Source organism: Paracoccus aestuarii (assembly GCF_028553885.1).
In the GTDB taxonomy this organism is placed as follows: Bacteria; Pseudomonadota; Alphaproteobacteria; order Rhodobacterales; family Rhodobacteraceae; genus Paracoccus; species Paracoccus aestuarii.
In genome coordinates, this window is sequence record NZ_CP067169.1 from 1485008 (window position 1) to 1501885 (window position 16878).

The 16878-nt window shown below is 69.8% G+C and carries 16 protein-coding genes; 8 read left to right on the forward strand and 8 right to left on the reverse strand.

Annotation, left to right across the window (positions count from 1 at the left end):
• Positions 1 to 149: 149 nt before the first annotated feature.
• The 3 genes from JHW48_RS07615 (at position 150) to JHW48_RS07625 (ending at position 2648) form a co-directional block, all read left to right on the forward strand.
• Entirely contained in the window at positions 150 to 1727 is a 1578-nt protein-coding gene (locus tag JHW48_RS07615; protein ID WP_119884942.1) for a DegQ family serine endoprotease, read from the forward strand.
• Positions 1728 to 1818: 91 nt separating this feature from the next.
• Positions 1819 to 2142 (forward strand): 2Fe-2S iron-sulfur cluster-binding protein, encoded by a 324-nt coding sequence (locus tag JHW48_RS07620; protein ID WP_119884943.1) that lies wholly within the window; start codon positions 1819 to 1821, stop codon positions 2140 to 2142.
• A gap of 92 nt (positions 2143 to 2234) precedes the next feature.
• Positions 2235 to 2648: a DUF2141 domain-containing protein gene (locus tag JHW48_RS07625; RefSeq protein ID WP_170152210.1), complete on the forward strand. Its 414-nt coding sequence runs from the start codon at positions 2235 to 2237 to the stop codon at positions 2646 to 2648.
• On the opposite strand, the gene JHW48_RS07630 is transcribed toward JHW48_RS07625, so the two are convergent.
• Positions 2645 to 3547, reverse strand: coding sequence for a LysR substrate-binding domain-containing protein (locus JHW48_RS07630; RefSeq protein ID WP_119884972.1), 903 nt, complete (start codon positions 3545 to 3547; stop codon positions 2645 to 2647). The two genes, JHW48_RS07625 and JHW48_RS07630, sit on opposite strands and share 4 nt — an antisense overlap.
• 89 nt (positions 3548 to 3636) lie before the next feature.
• Between JHW48_RS07630 and JHW48_RS07635 the strand changes: the two genes are divergently transcribed.
• The gene (locus JHW48_RS07635; RefSeq protein WP_240637676.1) at positions 3637 to 4863 is read left to right on the forward strand and encodes an acyl-CoA dehydrogenase; all 1227 of its coding nucleotides are present in this window, start codon (positions 3637 to 3639) and stop codon (positions 4861 to 4863) included.
• Positions 4856 to 6007, forward strand: coding sequence for a CaiB/BaiF CoA transferase family protein (locus tag JHW48_RS07640; RefSeq protein ID WP_119884945.1), 1152 nt, complete (start codon positions 4856 to 4858; stop codon positions 6005 to 6007). Before JHW48_RS07635 ends, JHW48_RS07640 begins: the two co-directional genes overlap by 8 nt.
• Here JHW48_RS07640 and JHW48_RS07645 read toward each other — a convergent pair.
• The 5 genes from JHW48_RS07645 to ribA are packed head-to-tail and all read right to left on the reverse strand — an operon-like array spanning position 5991 to position 10115.
• Positions 5991 to 6827, reverse strand: a complete 837-nt coding sequence (locus JHW48_RS07645; RefSeq protein WP_119884946.1) for a RibD family protein — start codon at positions 6825 to 6827, stop codon at positions 5991 to 5993. The genes JHW48_RS07640 and JHW48_RS07645 overlap by 17 nt on opposite strands.
• 17 nt (positions 6828 to 6844) lie before the next feature.
• Positions 6845 to 7618 (reverse strand): class I SAM-dependent methyltransferase, encoded by a 774-nt coding sequence (locus JHW48_RS07650; RefSeq protein WP_119884947.1) that lies wholly within the window; start codon positions 7616 to 7618, stop codon positions 6845 to 6847.
• A 1-nt stretch (position 7619) separates the two neighbouring features.
• Complete coding sequence (locus JHW48_RS07655; protein ID WP_119884948.1) at positions 7620 to 8015, reverse strand: 6-pyruvoyl trahydropterin synthase family protein; 396 nt, start codon at positions 8013 to 8015, stop codon at positions 7620 to 7622.
• A 25-nt stretch (positions 8016 to 8040) separates the two neighbouring features.
• The gene (locus JHW48_RS07660) at positions 8041 to 8985 is read right to left on the reverse strand and encodes a zinc-dependent alcohol dehydrogenase (protein ID WP_119884949.1); all 945 of its coding nucleotides are present in this window, start codon (positions 8983 to 8985) and stop codon (positions 8041 to 8043) included.
• Positions 8982 to 10115 carry a GTP cyclohydrolase II gene (ribA, locus tag JHW48_RS07665; RefSeq protein WP_119884950.1) on the reverse strand — a complete coding sequence of 378 codons (1134 nt, stop codon included), beginning with the start codon at positions 10113 to 10115 and terminating at the stop codon, positions 8982 to 8984. Before ribA ends, JHW48_RS07660 begins: the two co-directional genes overlap by 4 nt.
• Before the next feature lie 204 nt (positions 10116 to 10319).
• On the opposite strand from ribA, the gene JHW48_RS07670 reads away from it, so the two are divergent.
• Positions 10320 to 11051, forward strand: a complete 732-nt coding sequence (locus JHW48_RS07670) for an FkbM family methyltransferase (RefSeq protein ID WP_240637677.1) — start codon at positions 10320 to 10322, stop codon at positions 11049 to 11051.
• Here the strand turns inward: JHW48_RS07670 and JHW48_RS07675 are convergent.
• The gene (locus tag JHW48_RS07675) at positions 11033 to 11830 is read right to left on the reverse strand and encodes an inositol monophosphatase family protein (RefSeq protein ID WP_119884951.1); all 798 of its coding nucleotides are present in this window, start codon (positions 11828 to 11830) and stop codon (positions 11033 to 11035) included. The genes JHW48_RS07670 and JHW48_RS07675 overlap by 19 nt on opposite strands.
• A 149-nt stretch (positions 11831 to 11979) precedes the next feature.
• Here JHW48_RS07675 and JHW48_RS07680 point away from each other — a divergent pair, with 149 nt between their 5' ends.
• Positions 11980 to 13095, forward strand: coding sequence for an efflux RND transporter periplasmic adaptor subunit (locus JHW48_RS07680; RefSeq protein ID WP_170152211.1), 1116 nt, complete (start codon positions 11980 to 11982; stop codon positions 13093 to 13095).
• Entirely contained in the window at positions 13092 to 16163 is a 3072-nt protein-coding gene (locus tag JHW48_RS07685; protein ID WP_119884953.1) for an efflux RND transporter permease subunit, read from the forward strand. Before JHW48_RS07680 ends, JHW48_RS07685 begins: the two co-directional genes overlap by 4 nt.
• Here JHW48_RS07685 and JHW48_RS07690 read toward each other — a convergent pair.
• Positions 16148 to 16801, reverse strand: a complete 654-nt coding sequence (locus tag JHW48_RS07690) for a GntR family transcriptional regulator (RefSeq protein WP_170152212.1) — start codon at positions 16799 to 16801, stop codon at positions 16148 to 16150. The genes JHW48_RS07685 and JHW48_RS07690 overlap by 16 nt on opposite strands.
• Positions 16802 to 16878: the final 77 nt, after the last annotated feature.

The following is a 16878-nucleotide window of genomic DNA, read 5'->3' on the forward strand; positions in this document are numbered from 1 at the left end:
GGGGAAACCTCCGCCCGTTTTCAATATGTCAGTGAAATCACGATCAGTTCACGACGGGCAGGCGTGGTATTCTTGCAACGAGGCCCTAGATTGGTGTCATATCCACCCGGCAGCCCGATCGCTGCCGTCCACAGATGAGGACATCCAGCATGAAACCGCTTTTTCCTCGCCACATCCTGACCGCCTCGGCGCTGGCCCTGGTCGTGGGGCTGGGCCATGCGGGCGCGCAGCAGGTGGCAGACCCCGCCAATGAGGACGTGCCCCCGCAGGTCGCCCAAGAGGCCCAGGATGCCGCTGAGGCCAACCGCCCGCTCGGGGCCGAGACCGACGGGGCCGTCCAGGCCCAGGTGATGCCCAACAGCTTTGCCGATCTGGCCGAGCAGGTCTCGCCCGCGGTGGTGAACATCACCACGACCTCGGTCGTGTCGCAGCCGACCGCCGGGCCGGGCTTTCCCGAGGGCAGCCCCTTTTCCGAACTGTTCCGCGAATTCGGCTTTCCCGGCATGCCCGGCGCGCCCGAGGGCATGCCCCGCCAGCGCAGCCCGCAGCGGTCAAACGCGCTCGGATCGGGTTTCGTGATCTCCTCGGACGGGTTCATCGTGACGAACAACCACGTCATCGACGGTGCCGACCAGATCGAGGTCGAATTCTATTCCGGCGAACGCCTGCCGGCCGAGGTGGTGGGCACCGATCCGAATACCGACGTGGCCCTGCTGAAGGTCGAGAGCGACGAGGCCATCCCCTTTGTCGAATTCGGCGACAGCGATGCGGCCCGGGTGGGCGATTGGGTGCTGGCCATGGGCAACCCCTTGGGGCAGGGCTTCTCGGCCAGTTCGGGGATCGTGTCGGCGCGCAACCGCGAATTGTCGGGCACCTATGACGATTACCTGCAGACCGACGCCGCCATCAACCGCGGCAATTCTGGCGGCCCACTGTTCAACCTGCGCGGCGAGGTGATCGGCGTGAATACCGCGATCCTGTCGCCCAATGGCGGATCCATCGGGATCGGCTTCTCGATGGCGTCGAACGTCGTCTCGCAAGTTGTTGATCAGCTGCAGGAATTCGGGGAAACCCGGCGTGGCTGGCTGGGCGTGATGATCCAGGATGTCACGCCTGAGATGGCCGAGGCCATGGGCCTGTCGGTCGCATCCGGCGCGATGATCACCGATGTGCCCGAAGGCCCGGCGCGTGACGCGGGCCTGCGCACCGGCGACGTGATCACCCAGTTCGACGGCACCCCGGTCGAGGATACGCGCGGCCTGGTGCGCCGCGTGGCCGAGGCCCCCGCGGGCGAGACCGTGCAGGTCATCGTGATGCGCGAGGGCTCCGAGGAGACGCTGGACGTCACCTTGGGTCGCCGCGAGACCGCGCAGGGCGGTTCCGCCACGGGCCCGCAGGCCCCGTCCGACGAACCGATGGAAAGCGATGTTCTGGGCATGTCCGTGACCGTCCTGACCCCCGACATGGCCGAGGAACTGGGCGCACCGCGCGACGCCTCGGGCCTGGCGATCACCGGCATCGACCCCGAGGGCCCGGCCGCCGAAAAGGGCCTGGCCGCGGGCGACATCATCACCGATGTGAACCAGCAGCCCGTGGCATCCGTCGCGGATCTGAACGCCCGCGTCGAGGAGGCCCGCGAGGCCGGGCGCCGGTCGGTCCTGTTGCTGGTGCGCCGGGGCGGCGAGCCGCTCTTTGTGGCGCTGCCGATCGGCGACGACCAGGAATGACGCTGATGGGGGCGGGGCGCATCGGCCCCGCCCCTTTTCAACATGGGCCCGATCGCCTAATTGCTGGGTGACAGCAAGGAAGGCAGCGATCATGGCCAAGATTACCTATATCGAACATAACGGCACCCGCCACGAGGTCGAGGTCCGCCCCGGCATGACCGTCATGGAAGGCGCGCGCGACAACGGCATTCCCGGCATCGACGCCGATTGCGGCGGGGCCTGCGCCTGTTCGACCTGCCATGTCTATGTCGCGCCGGAATGGGCCGACAAGCTGCCGCCGCGCGACCCGATGGAGGATGACATGCTGGATTTCGCATGGCAGCCCGATCCGGCCCGGTCGCGCCTGACCTGCCAGATCAAGGTGACCGAGGCGCTGGACGGCCTGATCGTGCAGATGCCCGAACGCCAGATCTGATCGCAGCGGCTCAACTTGGCGTGGGGCGGCTTGTCCGCCTGCGCATTTCATGCAGAGTTTCGCCCATTGCTCGGATCGTCGCGGGGTGTCGCATGCGCAATTGGCTGATCATCGGGACCGTGCTGGCCGCGGGCACCGCCCAGGCCGGGGTGATCGAGGTCGCGATCACGGGCATTCCCGACGATCGCGGCCAGGTACTCTGCAGCCTGCATGCCCAGCCCGAGGGCTTTCCCGAACGGGCCGCCGTCTCGGATACGGTGGCGGTGCCGCGGGCCGGGCAGGCGATGTGCCGCTTTGACGGGGTGGCGCCGGGGACCTATGCGGTCGCGGTGCTGCATGACGGCAATGCCAATGGGCGGCTGGACGTGAACGCCTTGGGCTATCCGGTGGAATCCTGGGGGATCTCGGCCGGGCCTGCGCCGCGCTTTCGGGCGCCGCGCTTCGACGAGGCCTCGTTCCGCATGGGGGATCGGCCCATGCGCCTGAATGTCAGGCTGCGCCGCTAGGCGTGGGGGTGGTCGCGGGCGACCTCGGCCTCCAGCCAGGTGCGAAAGCGGGTGAAGGCCGGATCGCCCTGCCGCCGGTCGGGCCAGGCCAGCCAATAGGCCCCGTCGCCCGGCACCTCGGCCCGCAGAGTGGGGGCCAGGCGGCCATCCGCGATCTCGGGCCGGGCCAGATAGCTGGGCAGCAGCGCGACGCCCAGGCCCGCGATCGCCGCCTGGATCATCATCGAGAACTGGTCCATCACCATCCCCGAGACCGGCACCCCGGTCGCGCCTTGGGCCGCGAACCAGGCCTGCCAGCCGAAGGGCCGCGTCTCCAGCTGCAGCATCGGCAGGCCGGCCATGTCATCGGCCCGCGCGATCGGGTGGCGGGCCAGGAAATCGGGCGATGCGCAGGCCGTCAGCCTTTCGTCGAACAGCTTGACGTGATGCGCCTCGGGCCAATCCTCGGCCCCGAAATAGATCACCGCGTCAAAGGCTTCGCTGGCAAAGCTGAAGCGCTGGATCTTGGTCGACAGATTGACCGAGATGCCCGGATTGCTGGCCAGGAACTGACCCAGCCTGGGCGCCAGCCAGCGCGTGGCAAAGGTCGGCAGGACCGACAGCGACAGCGCCCCGCCGCCCGGATTGGCGACCACCGCCATGCTGGCGCGCTGGATCTGGTCCAGCGCCTGCGTGACGGAGGCGCCATAGACCAGCGCCTCGGCATTGGGGATCAGGCGGCGGCGCTGTCGCAGGAACAGGTCGCGCCCCAGCTGGCGTTCCAGCGACGCGACCAGCCGGCTGACGGTGCTCTGGGTCAGGTGCAGCTCGTCCGCGGCGGCGGTGACCGAACGGTGCCGCATGACCGCCTCGAAGGCGATCAGTTGGGACAGGCTGGGCAGGAACCGTCTTTGACGCATGATCCATTCATAGAATGCATCATCCGATGAGGAAATAGCGTTTTTCATCCCGCCTGCCCCGCATTACCCTGTGGCGAAACAGTCATCGGATGCAGGAGAGCGACGCCATGCTGGACAAGACCGGAACCGACCACAAGGGCGCCACCTTCGCGTGGGAGGACCCCTTCCTGCTGGACGACCAGCTGGAGGAGGACGAGCGCATGATCCGCGACACCGCCGCATCCTTTGCCGCCGACAAGCTGGCCCCGCGCGTGACCGATGCCTATCTGTCCGAACAGACCGATCCCGAGATATTCGCCGAGATGGGCGCCAGCGGTCTGCTGGGCGTCACCGTCCCCGAGGAATATGGCGGGGTGGGCGCGGGCTATGTCGCCTATGGCCTGGTCGCGCGCGAGGTCGAGCGCATTGACAGCGGCTATCGCAGCATGATGTCGGTCCAGTCCAGCCTGGTCATGTATCCGATCCAGGCCTATGGCTCCGAGGAGCAGCGCCGGAAATACCTGCCCAAGCTGGCATCGGGCGAATGGATCGGCTGTTTCGGCCTGACCGAACCCGATGCCGGGTCCGACCCCGCGGGCATGAAGACCCGCGCGACGAAGACCGAGGGCGGCTATGTGCTGAACGGGTCCAAGATGTGGATCTCGAACAGCCCGATCGCGGATGTCTTCGTGGTCTGGGCGAAATCGGACGCCCATGACGGCAAGATCCGCGGCTTCGTGCTGGAAAAGGGCATGAAGGGCCTCAGCGCGCCCAAGATCGGCGGCAAGCTGTCGCTCCGCGCCTCGATCACCGGCGAGATCGTCATGGAGAATGTCGAGGTCGGCGAGGATGCGTTGCTGCCCAATGTCAGCGGCATGTCCGGCCCCTTTGGCTGTCTGAACCGCGCGCGCTATGGCATCAGCTGGGGCGTGATGGGGGCGGCCGAGGATTGCTGGTTCCGCGCCCATCGCTATGGCATGGACCGCAAGCAGTTCAACCGCCCCCTTGCCGCCACGCAGCTGTTCCAGAAGAAGCTGGCCGACATGCAGACCGAGATCGCCCTGGGCCTGCAGGCGTCCTTGCGCGTCGGTCGCCTGATGGATCAGGGCCGTTTCGCGCCCGAGATGATCTCGATCATCAAGCGCAACAATTGCGGCAAGGCACTGGATATCGCCCGGATGGCCCGCGACATGCATGGCGGCAACGGCATCCAGGCCGAATATCACGTCATGCGCCACGCCCAGAACCTGGAGACGGTGAACACCTACGAGGGGACGCATGACGTCCATGCCCTGATCCTGGGCCGCGCGCAGACCGGGCTGCAGGCCTTTGCCTGAGGCGCCCTTGGCCGGGCTGCGCGTCGTCGAGCTGGCGCGCATCCTGGCCGGTCCCTGGATCGGCCAGACCCTGGCCGATCTGGGGGCCGAGGTCATCAAGGTCGAATCCCCCGAAGGCGACGACACCCGAAGGTGGGGCCCGCCGTTCATCGACCGCCCCCGCGCGGATGGCACGGTGGAGACCGTCGCCGCCTATTTTCACGCGGCCAATCGCGGCAAGACCAGTGTGATCTGCGATTTCACCGATGCGCAGGACCTGGCGCGGCTGCATCGGCTGATCGACGATGCGGATGTGGTGATCGAGAATTTCAAGGCCGGGGGACTGGCGCGGTTCGGGCTGGATTACCCTTCGGTCTCGGCGCGCAATCCGGGGCTGGTCTATGCCTCGGTCACGGGTTTCGGGCAGACCGGGCCGCGGGCCAGCCAGCCGGGATATGATTTCATGATCCAAGGCCTCTCCGGGGTGATGGAGCTGACGGGCGAGCCTTCGGGCGATCCGCAGAAGGTCGGCATCGCCTGGATCGACATCTTCACCGGGCTTTACGGCGTGATCGGCATCCAGGCCGCGCTGGCCGAACGGGCGCGGTCGGGCCTGGGCCAGCAGGTCGATATGGCGCTGTTCGACTGCGCGCTCGGGGTGCTGGCCAATCAGGGCGCCAATCACCTGCTGGGCGCGCAGGAGCCGCAGCGTTTGGGCAATGCGCATCCCAATATCGTGCCCTATCAGGTCTTTCCGGCGCAGGACGGGCATCTGATCGTCGCCTGCGGCAATGACCGCCAGTTCCGCGCGCTGTGTGATGTGCTGGATCTGGGGGAACTGGGCGCGGATCCGGATTACGCGACCAATCCGCAGCGGGTGGCGGCGCGGGATACGGTCTGCGGGCCCTTGGCGCGGGCGACGGCGGGCTGGGGGCGCGATACGCTGATCGCGGCGCTGACCGCGGCGGGCGTGCCTGCGGGGCCGATCAACCGCGTGTCCGAGGCTTTGGCCGACCCCCAGGCCCGGGCCCGCGGCATGGTCATCGCGCCCGAGGGCATCGCGGGGCTGCGCAGCCCCGTCACCCTGTCGCGCAGCCCGACCCTGTCGGATCGCGCCGCCCCTGCCTTGGGGCAGGGGGATTGGCGCTTCAGCCCGCGGCGGTGATCCGCGTCACCGGCTGACGGTCATGCAGCGGCATGATCGCCTGATGCGCCTGCGGACCCAGGGCGCAGTCGAAGACGATGTCGCTGCCCAGGCCAAAGATCCGGGCCTCCGGGCGCAGCGCGTCCTTCAGCCGATCGACCGGGTTCAGGCTGGTCAGGCCCTGCGGTCCCGACCCGATGATCAGCGGCGCGACCGAGACCTGCAGCCGGTCCAGCAGGCCCGCCTCCAGGAACCCGGTGATGGTGATGCCGCCACCCTCGATCAGCAGGGGCCCGAGGCCGAGGCCGCGCAGCCCCTCCAGCACCTGGGCGGGGTCCAGGCGGCCGTCGGTGGCGGGCAGGTGCAGCACCTCGATCCCCGGGGCGCGGGGGCGGGGGGTCGCGGTCACGATGATCCGCCGCGTGCCGTCGGCTGTCAGCATCGGCGCGTCATCGGGCAGGCGGCCGCGCGGGTCGATGACGATGCGCGCGGGGTTCGGCCCCGCGCAGAGCCGCACCGTCAGGCGCGGATCGTCATGCAGCGCGGTGCCCACGCCGATCACCACCCCATCCACCAAGGCCCGCAGCCGGTGCAGATGGGCCAGCCCTTCGGGGCCCGACACGTCGCGCGCATCGCCCGATGCCGTGGCCACGCGCCCGTCCAGCGACTGGCCGATCTGGGCCACCGTCACCGGCGCCAGATCGCGCCGCGCGACCGGGCCGTAAAGGTCCAGCGCCGCGCGTTCCGGCCCCGTGAAGGTGCCGCAGCAGGCGCAGGACAGGCCTGCGCGCACCGCCAGGATGCGATCCCAGACCCGGGGGGTGACTTCGACCATCTGCATGGCTGGACCCCTTTCCGTCACGACCTGCCGGGGGGCAGGGCAAGCATGTCGTAATGGCCGATCAGGCAGCGGCTGTCGCCGGCCATGGCGGCGCGGTGGCGGCCCCAATCGGCGGCCATGTTCTCGCCCGTCTCGGCGGCGGCATGGGCGATGCCCTCGATCAGGGCGCGGTGCAGCGGCACGTCACCCGGACCGATGCGCCACGGGCTGGGGCCGTCCTGCACGTCGAACCCCGCGGCGGCGAAGATCTCGGTCGCGCGGGCCGCGGCATCGGGCCCGAGCGCGGGGCCCAGCCCCTTGTCGCCGCGCTGATGGTCGTTGAAGGCGCGGATGATGGATTCGTCGCGCGGCAGCGCGGGTTCCCACCACATCATCCCGTCATAGGACAGGGCCGCGTAAAACGGCAGGCCCGCCGCTGCCAGCCGGTCGGCAAGGCGCGTGATCCAGTCGGCGGGCATCAGGTCCAGCAGCGCGGATGCGGTGACCAGCGTCACGCCCTTCAGCGGCAGGGCGTCCAGGTCGCGCAGGTCGATCCGGTGCAGATCGGCCCGGCCCGGCGCCTCGGCCGAGGCGCGGTCCAACAGCGTCGGGTCATTGTCGACCAGATGCCAGCGCGCATCCTCGGGCAGATGCGGGGCCAAGGTGCGCAGGGTCGATCCGGTGCCGCAGCCCAGATCCAGGATGACGGGTTTCGGCCCCGCAGCCTGGGCCGCGCGGGCCAGAAGGCCCGGGTCGCGGGCCGTCTGATCCGCGGGTTCCCTCAGCGCCAGCCATTCGGGGGTGAAGCCCATCTCAGATGTCCCCCTCGAACCAGGCGCGGGCCATATGGCTTTCATGCAGCAGCACCCGCAGCTTGCAGACCCGGCCGCCATCCTTCAGATCGCCCGCCCGGACCTTGGCCGCCATCCGGTCGAAGATGTGCTTGCAGAGGAATTCGGTCGTGGTCATCCGGCCCTTGAATTCCTCGATGTCGTCCAGGTTCTTGTAGCGCAGCGGTGCCAGCGTGTCGGCCAAGGCCTCGGTCGCCAGGCCGATATCGACCACCAGGCTTTCATCGTCCATCTCGCGCGCGAAGAAGGCGCAGTCGACCGTGAAGGTCGCCCCATGCACCCCCTGGGCCGGACCGAAGGTCGGCGAGGGGAAGGAATGGGCAATCATGATATGGTCTCGGACTTCGACGGCGAACATGGACGGTCTTTCCTTGGATGGGATGTCAGTAGCGGATGCGGTGGCAGAGCGTCGCCGGATCGGCCAGGATCCGGCCATAGGCGGCGGGCAGGTCGGCAAAGGCGGTCTCGCCCGAGATCAGCGCATCCAGGCGGTCGTCACGCAGCAGCTCCAACGCCTTGGACAGGCGGCGGCGATAGGTCCAGCGCGGCGCGCGATCGGGCGGGATGGACCCCACCTGCGACCCGACGATGCGCAGGCGCTGGCTGTGAAAGGCGCCGCCCAGGGGGATGGCGCTGCGGCCCTCGCCATGCCAGCTGGCCTCGGTGATCGTGGATTGGGTGCCGGCGATTCTGATGGCCAAGGCCAGGCCCTGATCGGTGGCGCTGGTATGGATGACGCAATCCTGGCAGGGCTGCGCCTGATCGGGCAGCGCGAAGGCGCAGCCCAGAGCCTCGGCCAAGGCGCGGCGTTCGGGCTGGATGTCGATCACGGTGACCTCGGCCCCCGGCAAGCGCGCGGCCAGCCATGCGGTCAGCAGGCCGACCAGCCCGCCGCCGATCACCGCCACGCGGTCGCCCGCACCCGCACCGCTGTCCCACAGGATGTTCAGCGCGGTTTCCATATTCGCGGCCAGGACGGCGCGTTCGGGCGCCAGCCCCTCGGGCAGGGGGATCAGCGCATCGGCGGGCAGGCGGAACCGGTCCTGATGGGGAAACAGCGCAAAGACCGTCCGCCCGGCCAGATCGCCATCCTCGGCCCGGCCCACGGCGGCATAGCCGTATTTCACCGGAAAGGGGAAATCCCCCTCCTGAAAGGGGGCGCGCATGCGATGCGCCTCCGCCTCCGGGACGCGGCCCGAGGCGACCAGCCGTTCCGTCCCCCGGCTGATGCCGGAAAACAGCGTGCGGACCGCGATGCCCTGACCCTCGGCGCCGGGTTCGATCCGGGCCGTGTCAGGGTCGATGCACCACAGCGCCTGAGCGGTCATGCCAGCAGATGCCCCGACTTGCGCGCCTTGGTGTCCAGATAGCGGGTGTTGTCCGGCCCGCGCCCGACCTGCAGCGAGACGCGTTCGACCACCTCGATGCCCTCGCTGTCCAGGCGGGCAATCTTGGCGGGGTTGTTCGTCATCAACCGGACGCGGCCGATCCCCATCTGGCGCAGCAGGGCGGCGCCGGTGCGGAAATCGCGCTCGTCATCCTCGAAGCCCAAGCGGTGGTTCGCCTCGACCGTGTCCAGCCCCTGATCCTGCAGGCTGTAGGCGCGCATCTTGTTGGCCAGCCCGATGCCGCGCCCTTCCTGGTTCAGATAGAGCAGGACGCCGGTGCCATGGGATTCCATCGCACGCAGGGCGGCCTGCAGCTGGGGACCGCAATCGCATTTCAGGCTGCCCAGCACGTCGCCGGTGAAACAGGCGGAATGCAGGCGGACCAGCACAGGCTGGTCGCGGTCGGGCTGGCCGATCTCGACCGCGTAATGTTCGGGGCCGCCATCCTTGGCGCGAAAGACATGCAGCCGCCCGTTGCGCGCCGCCAGCATCGGCACCCGCGCATCGGAGACCGGCTGCGGATCGCGCGCCAGCAGCAGCTGCGCCAGAACGTCATCTGCCGACAGGATCCCCAGATCATGGCGCAGCGCCACGTCGATCACGTCGGGGCCGGTGACGACCAGCGCGGCGGGGACCAGCTCGGCTGCCTTCACCAGGCGGATGGCGGCGCGGTGCACGGCGGTCGGATCGCTTTGCGGTGCGGGGGGCAGGGCGGCCGAGCCGGGCATCCTGCGCGACGGATCGGCCAAGGCCTGGACCCAATCCATGCGGGCATCGGCGGGAACGGGGAACAGCGCGACCTCGGGCATGCCGGACTGGCGCAGCGATTCCGCGCGCCGCCCCGTCAGGACCAGCACCCGGTCCGGTCCCAATGCCGCGAAGCGTTCGGGCGACATCGTCTCGACCGGATAGACCAGGGCGGGCTGGGGACCGCCGATCAGCGCGACCGGCAGGCCGAGCCGCAGGTCGGATATCATCCGCGCCACCCGTTCGGATTTGCGCAGCGCCAGCGGATCATGGGCTTGCGAGACGGAAGGCGAAGACGGAGAGATCGGGGGAAACACGCGCATAGGTCAACCTTCGTCCCATGGTTCAGGAAGTCACGTTTGTCGCAACGTCTTGAAACACGTCGCAGTTCCGTGATGGTTTCAGCCGCGTGGCAGAATGTCGCAAATTCCGTGACGGCGGCGCCGGACCGCCGATTGCCTTTGCGGCCCGGCGCGGCGGCCCCTAGTCTTGGCCCGAATCTGGCCCCTGAGGAACGGAGCTTTCACATGCAGATGCGTGCCTGGGCGGGGCTGATGCGGTCGCTGGCCATCTATTACAACCCGCTGCGCCGGCGGCAGTTGCGCAGCTTCTATGCCGATCTGCTGGAACCGGGGGATCTGTGCTTCGACATCGGCGCCCATGTGGGCAGCCGGGCGCGGGCGATGCGGGCGGCGGGGGCGCGGGTCGTGGCCTTCGAGCCGCAGGAACCCTTTGCGGGTTTCCTGCGCCGTAGCCTGCCCCGCGATATCGTCTTGGAGGAGATGGCCGTCGGCCCCGCCGAGGCCGAGGCCCGCATGGCCGTGTCCTCGCTGCATCCGACGGTCTCCTCGCTCAGCACCAGCTTCGCGGCCGAGGCGGCGGATGCGCCGGGCTTCGGCCATGTGAGATGGGACCGCAGCCAGCAGGTCCGCATGACCACGATGGATGCCCAGATCGCGCGCCACGGCCTGCCCGATTTCGTCAAGATCGATGTCGAGGGGTTCGAACTGGACGTGCTGTCCGGCCTGGGCCAGCCGGTGCCGATGCTGTCGGTGGAATATCTGCCCGCCTTCCGAAACCGCACCATCGCCGTGATCGACCGGCTGGAGGATCTGGGCCCCTACCGCTTCAACCCGGTCACGGGCGAGGCGGGGGGCTTTCTGTGGGACGACTGGCGCAGCGCCGACGAGGCGCGGGCCTGGCTGTCGGCGCTGCCGGCGAACGGGGGGTCGGGCGACCTCTATGCGCGGCTGGACTGACCGGGCGCGCGCAGCCGCCCCGCGAAGGTATCGAACAGCGCCGGGGGGGCGGCGATGACGGTGCCGGTCTCCTCGGGGCGTTCGTCGGGGGTCCAGCCCTCGACGCGGATGCCCGCCTCGCGCAGCAGGACCAGGCCTGCGGCGATGTCCCACGGGCGCAGGCGGCGTTCCCAGAACCCGTCCAGCCGCCCCGCCGCGACATAGGCCAGATCCAGCGCCGCCGCCCCCATCCGCCGCACCCCCGCCGTGCCGGGCAGCATCCGCGCTAGGTCCGCCGCATGGTCGTCGATATGGGGCATGTCGCCGAAGGGCATCCCCGTGCCCCACAGCGCGGCATCGAAGCCCGGCGGTTGGGCAGGCAGCAGCCCCGCGTCGTTCAGTCGCAGCCCGCCCCCCGCCATGGCGGAAAACGTCTCGGCCCGCAGCGGGTCATGGACCACGCCCAGGACCAGCCGGCCCGCATCCTCCAGCGCGACCGAGACCGCCCAATGCCCGATCCCGCGCAGGAAGTTCGTGGTCCCGTCCAGCGGATCGACGATCCAGCGGCGGGTGCCGGGGCGGGCGTCGGATTCCTCGCCCAGCCAGCCATCGCCGGGCGGCCCGCCCAGCAGGCGGTCGCGCAGCAGCGCCTCGGCCCGGTGATCGGCCTGCGAGACATAGTCGCCCGGACGCTTGGCATCGATGGCCAGCGCGTCGCGGTCGGCCCAATGGTCCAGCAGCAGGTCGCCCGCCGCGCGGGCCGCGTCGACGGCAAGGGTCAGATCTTGGGCAAGGGTCATCGGTCTTCCGCGCAATTCTGGGGGGCAGGGGTTCCGCAGGGGCAACCCGGACACGGGATTATCAGTTGCACAGTGTGAATGAACGCGCAATCTGCATGCGCGGGCATCGACCCGTCCGCCAGATCGGACCTTCAGCCGGAGACGACGCCATGCGCATCCTCAAGGCCGCGATCGCCGCGATCGTCATCATCGGTGCCGCGGTGCTGGGCCTGACCATGGCCGACCGCCTGCTGGCCCCCGAACCCGCCCAGGCCGCCCGCGGCGGCGGTGGGGCTGGCGGCGGCGGCCCGGTGCCGGTCGAGACCGTCGCGGTCGAACCCGCCCGCTTCGTGGACAGCGTGCGCGCCGTGGGCACCGCGCGGGCCCGCAGCGCCGTCGATCTGATGCCCGAGGCCGGGGGCCGGATCACCCGCATCGCCTTTCAGCCCGGCGACCGGGTCGAACGCGACCAGGTCCTGCTGGAACTGGACGACCGCGCCGAACAGGCCGACCTGATGGCGGCCGAGGCGACCTTGGCCGAGGCCGATGCCGCCTTGGAGCGCCAGGAACAGCTGAACCGCAGCGGCAGCGTTTCGGACGCGGCCTTCCAGACCGCGCGCGCCGCCCAGCTGCGCGCCCAGGCCGATCGCGACCGCGCGCGGCTGGCCTTGGACGACCGGCGGCTGCGCGCGCCCTTTGCCGGGGTGGTCGGGCTGACCGACCTGGTCGAGGGCCAGATGCTGGACCCCGGCACCCCCATCGCCACCTTGGACGACCTGTCGGTGATCGAGGTCGATTTCGCCGTCCCCGAGACCCTGCTGCCGCGCCTGTCGCAGGGCCAGCCGGTGGCGCTGCGATCCTCGGCCTGGCCGGGGCGCGATTTCCAGGCGCGGATCACCCGCGTCGATACCCGCGTCGATGCCGCCACCCGGTCCATCGCGCTGCGGGCGGAAATGCCCAATGACGACGGCGCCCTGGCCGGCGGCATGTTCCTGCAGGTGGAGTTGGTGCTGGACGAACGCGACCGCCCCGCCGTCCCCGAATCCGCGCTCAGCGTCGAGGGCGACACCCATCGCGTGCTGGTCGTCCGGGGCGACGAAGCGCAATGGGCCGAAATCCGCATCGGCCAGCAGCTGGACGGCCGGGTCGAGGTGCTGGAGGGGGTCGAGATCGGCACCCAGATCATCGTCTCGAACCTGCATCGCGTCCAGCCCGGCACCCCCGTCGCCCCCAGCCCCCGCGCCGACCGCACCGCCGAGGCGCCCAGGCCGGAGGCGGATGGATGAGCCTGCCCGGCCTGGCCCTGCGCCGCCCCGTGCTGGCGGTGGTGATGAACCTGCTGATCGTGCTGATCGGCGCGATGGCCGTCAGCCGCCTGCCGGTGCGTGAACTGCCCTCGGTCGAGGCGGCCGAGGTCAGCGTCCGCGTCGATTACACCGGCGCCGCCCCCGACGTGGTCGACAACCAGATCGCCAGCGTGATCGAGGGCAGCCTGGCGGGCGTCAGCGGCGTCACCGCGATGCGCACGACATCGAACCGGGGCCGGATGCGGACGGTCCTGACATTCGATTCCGCGCGCGACATCGACGCGGCGGCCAATGACGTGCGCGCCGCCGTGGACCGGGTGCTGAACAACCTGCCCGACGGCGCGGGCACCCCGCGCATCGAGAAGAACGACGACGAGGGCGACCCGGTCATCCGGCTCAGCATGTCCAGCGACGCCATGACGCCCCTGGAGCTGTCGGATTACGCCAACCGCTTCATCACCGACCGGCTGGCACGGCTGCCCGGCGTGGCCAGCGCCCAGATCTTCGGGGAACGCGCGCCATCGATGCGGATCTGGCTGGATCAGTCGCGCATGGCCGCCTATGGCATCACCACCGGCGACATCATCGGCGCGCTGCAGGCCAACAATGTCGAACTGCCCGCGGGCGAGATCGAGACCGGCGCCCGCCAGCTGCAGGTCCTGGCCCAGACCCGCTTCACCAGCGCCGATGTCTTTGCCCAGACCGTTCTGCGCGACGAGGGCGGCCGGCCCCTGCGCCTGGGCGACGTCGCCCGGATCGAGGAGGGGCCGGAACAGACCACCACCATCTATCGCGCGAACGGCACCCTGGCCCTGGGCCTGGGCGTGCTGCCGCAGGCGCAGTCGAACACCGTGGCCATATCCGCCGCCGTCCGCGCCGAACTGGACGCCATCGCCCCCACCCTGCCGCAGGGGATGAGCCTGCGCGTCACCACTGACGAGGCCGTGTTCATCGAAAGCTCGATCCGGCAGGTGCTGCGCGTCTTCGTCGAGGCGGTGGTGCTGGTGACGGCGGTGATCTTCCTGTTCCTGGGATCGGCGCGGCTGTCCTTGGTGCCTGCGGTGACCATCCCGGTATCGGCCTTGGGTGCGGCCTTGGGCATGATGGCCTTGGGCTTTTCGATCAACATCCTGACGCTCTTCGCGCTGATCCTGGCGATCGGGCTGGTGGTCGATGATGCCATCGTGGTCCTCGAGAACATCCAGCGCCACCGCGCCATGGGCGCCAGCCGGGCCGAGGCCGCGCGGCGCGGCGCGGGCCAGGTCAGCTTTGCCGTCATCGCCACCACGGCGGTGCTGATCGCGGTCTTCGTGCCGGTCAGCTTCATGGAGGGCGATCTGGGCCGGCTGTTTGCCGAATTCGGCATCGTGCTGGCCATCGCGGTCGCGGTGTCGGGCTTTGTCGCGCTGACCCTGTCGCCGGTCCTGGCGCAGCGCGTCATGCCGCGCGAGGACCGGCCCAACCTGCTGACCCGCAGCGTCAACCGCGTGATCGGCTGGCTGGAGCGGGGCTATGGCGCGCTGCTGGATCGGCTGATTGCGCGGCCCGTGGTGATCCTGTCGATCACCGCCTTCCTGGTCGCGGCGGCGATCTCGGTCTATCAGAACCTGCCGCGCCAGCTGACCCCGGACGAGGATCGCGGCAGCATGGTCGTTGTGGTGAACGCGCCGCAGGGGTCGAACCTGGATTACACCGACGCCGCCACCCGGCGGGTCGAGGCGCTGCTGCAACCCCTGGTCGATGACGGCGTGATCGAGAACGTGACCGCCATCGTGGGCTTGGGCGGCAATGCGCGGCGATCGCTGATGTTCGTGAACCTGGCCGATTGGGACAGCCGCGATCAGGCCGTGGACGAGGTGATCGCGCAGCTGCGCCCGCAGCTTTCCGCGCTGACCGAGGCGCAGGTCTCGATCCGGGCGGGCGGCGGGCTGGGGATCGGCGGGGGCAGCGGGCGGCTGACCTGGTCCATCGGCGGGCCGGAACTGACCCGCACCGCGGCCTGGGCCGAGGAGATCGCGCAGCGCCTGGCCGATGCGCCGGGCCTTGCCGCGGTCGAGGTCGATTTCGCCGCCAACCAGCCCGGCGCATCCTTGCAGATCGACCGCGCCCGCGCCCAGGATCTGGGCCTGGACAGCGAGACGGTGGCGCAGACCCTGCAGGTCCTGTTCGCCTCGCGCAATGTGGGGGAATATACCAGCGACGGGCGGCAATATCCGGTGATCCTGCAGGCCGCGGCCGAGGATCGCGACAGCGTCGACGACATGCTGTCCGTGCTGATCCGCAACAATCGCGGCGACCTGATCCCGCTATCGGCCTTTGCCGATGTGACGACCGGGGCCACCGTGCCCTCGATCACCCGCAACGACCGGCTGATCTCGGTCAACATGAGCGCGGATCTGGTCGAGGGCACGGATCTGGCCCGCGCCATGGCCCAGGTCGAGGCGGCATCGGCCGACCTGCCGGCGGGCGCGATGCTGGTCTGGCGCGGCCAGGCCGCCGATTTCCTTGAGAATCAGGGCGGCGTCGCCACCGTCTTCGGCATGGCGCTGATGATCGTCTTTCTGGTCCTGGCGGCCCAGTTCGAAAGCTTTCGCACGCCCTTGGTCATCATGCTGACCGTGCCGATCGGGCTGGCGGGGGCGGTGGCGACACTGCTGCTGACGGGGGCCTCGGTCAACATCTTCTCTCAGGTGGGGATGATCCTGCTGATCGGGATCATGGCCAAGAACGGCATCCTGATCGTGGAATTCGCCAATCAGCTGCGCGACGAGGGGCGCGATCTGGTCACCGCCGCGCGCGAGGGGGCGGTGACGCGCCTGCGACCGGTGATGATGACCACCATCGCCACGGTGCTGGGCGCGGTTCCCTTGGCCACCGCATCGGGGGCGGGGGCGGAAAGCCGCCGGGCCATCGGCGCGGTGATCGTGGGGGGGCTGTCCATAGCCTTCGTGCTGACGCTGCTGCTGACGCCGGTGATCTATGTGCTGGTGGAACGGATCGGGCGGCGGGGCGATGCGCCCGAGCCTCAGGCTCAGCCCGCCGAATAGGCGCGGTCCCGCGCCGCCAGCAGGTCCAGGATCACCCCGAGCGATGCCGCCATATGCCCGCGCATCAGATCGGCCGCGCGGTCCGGCCGCCGCGTGGCCACCGCATCCAGGATGGCGCGATGTTCCGCGCGCGAGGTGTCGATGCGCCCTGTGCGCAGCTGGAACTGGGCGCTGCGCCATGGCAGGCTGCGCCGGTTCAGATCGGCCAGCAGGCAGGCCAGCACGTCATTGCCCGCGCCCGCGCGCAGGGCCTCGTGGAACTGGATGTTGACGGCCGCGTAATCCGCCCCCGGCGCGTCGCCCCGGTCCAGGATCGCCGCCAGCGCCGCGTGATCCGCCGCCGTCATCCGCAGGGCCGACATGCTGGCGCAGAGCGCCTCCAGCTCGGCCAGCGCCTCGAAGAGGTGGCGCAGCGCATCCGTGCCCAGCCTGCGCACCACGAAGGCCCGGCGCGGGCCGCGTTCGACCAAGGCCTCGGCGGCCAGGCGCTGCAGCGCCTCGCGGATGGGGGTGCGCGACAGGCCGAAGCGCGCGGCCAGTGCGGCCTCGGCCAGCGCGTCGCCGGGGCGCAGCGCGCCCTGCACGATATCGGCGGTCAGGGCGGCGTGAACCTGGTCGGCGGAACGGGTCTGGGGCATGGCGGCTGCGAATTGTATTCCTGATGGGATCATATGTATACATGACGGGACCGCCCCGACCATCCGATTCTCGTCAG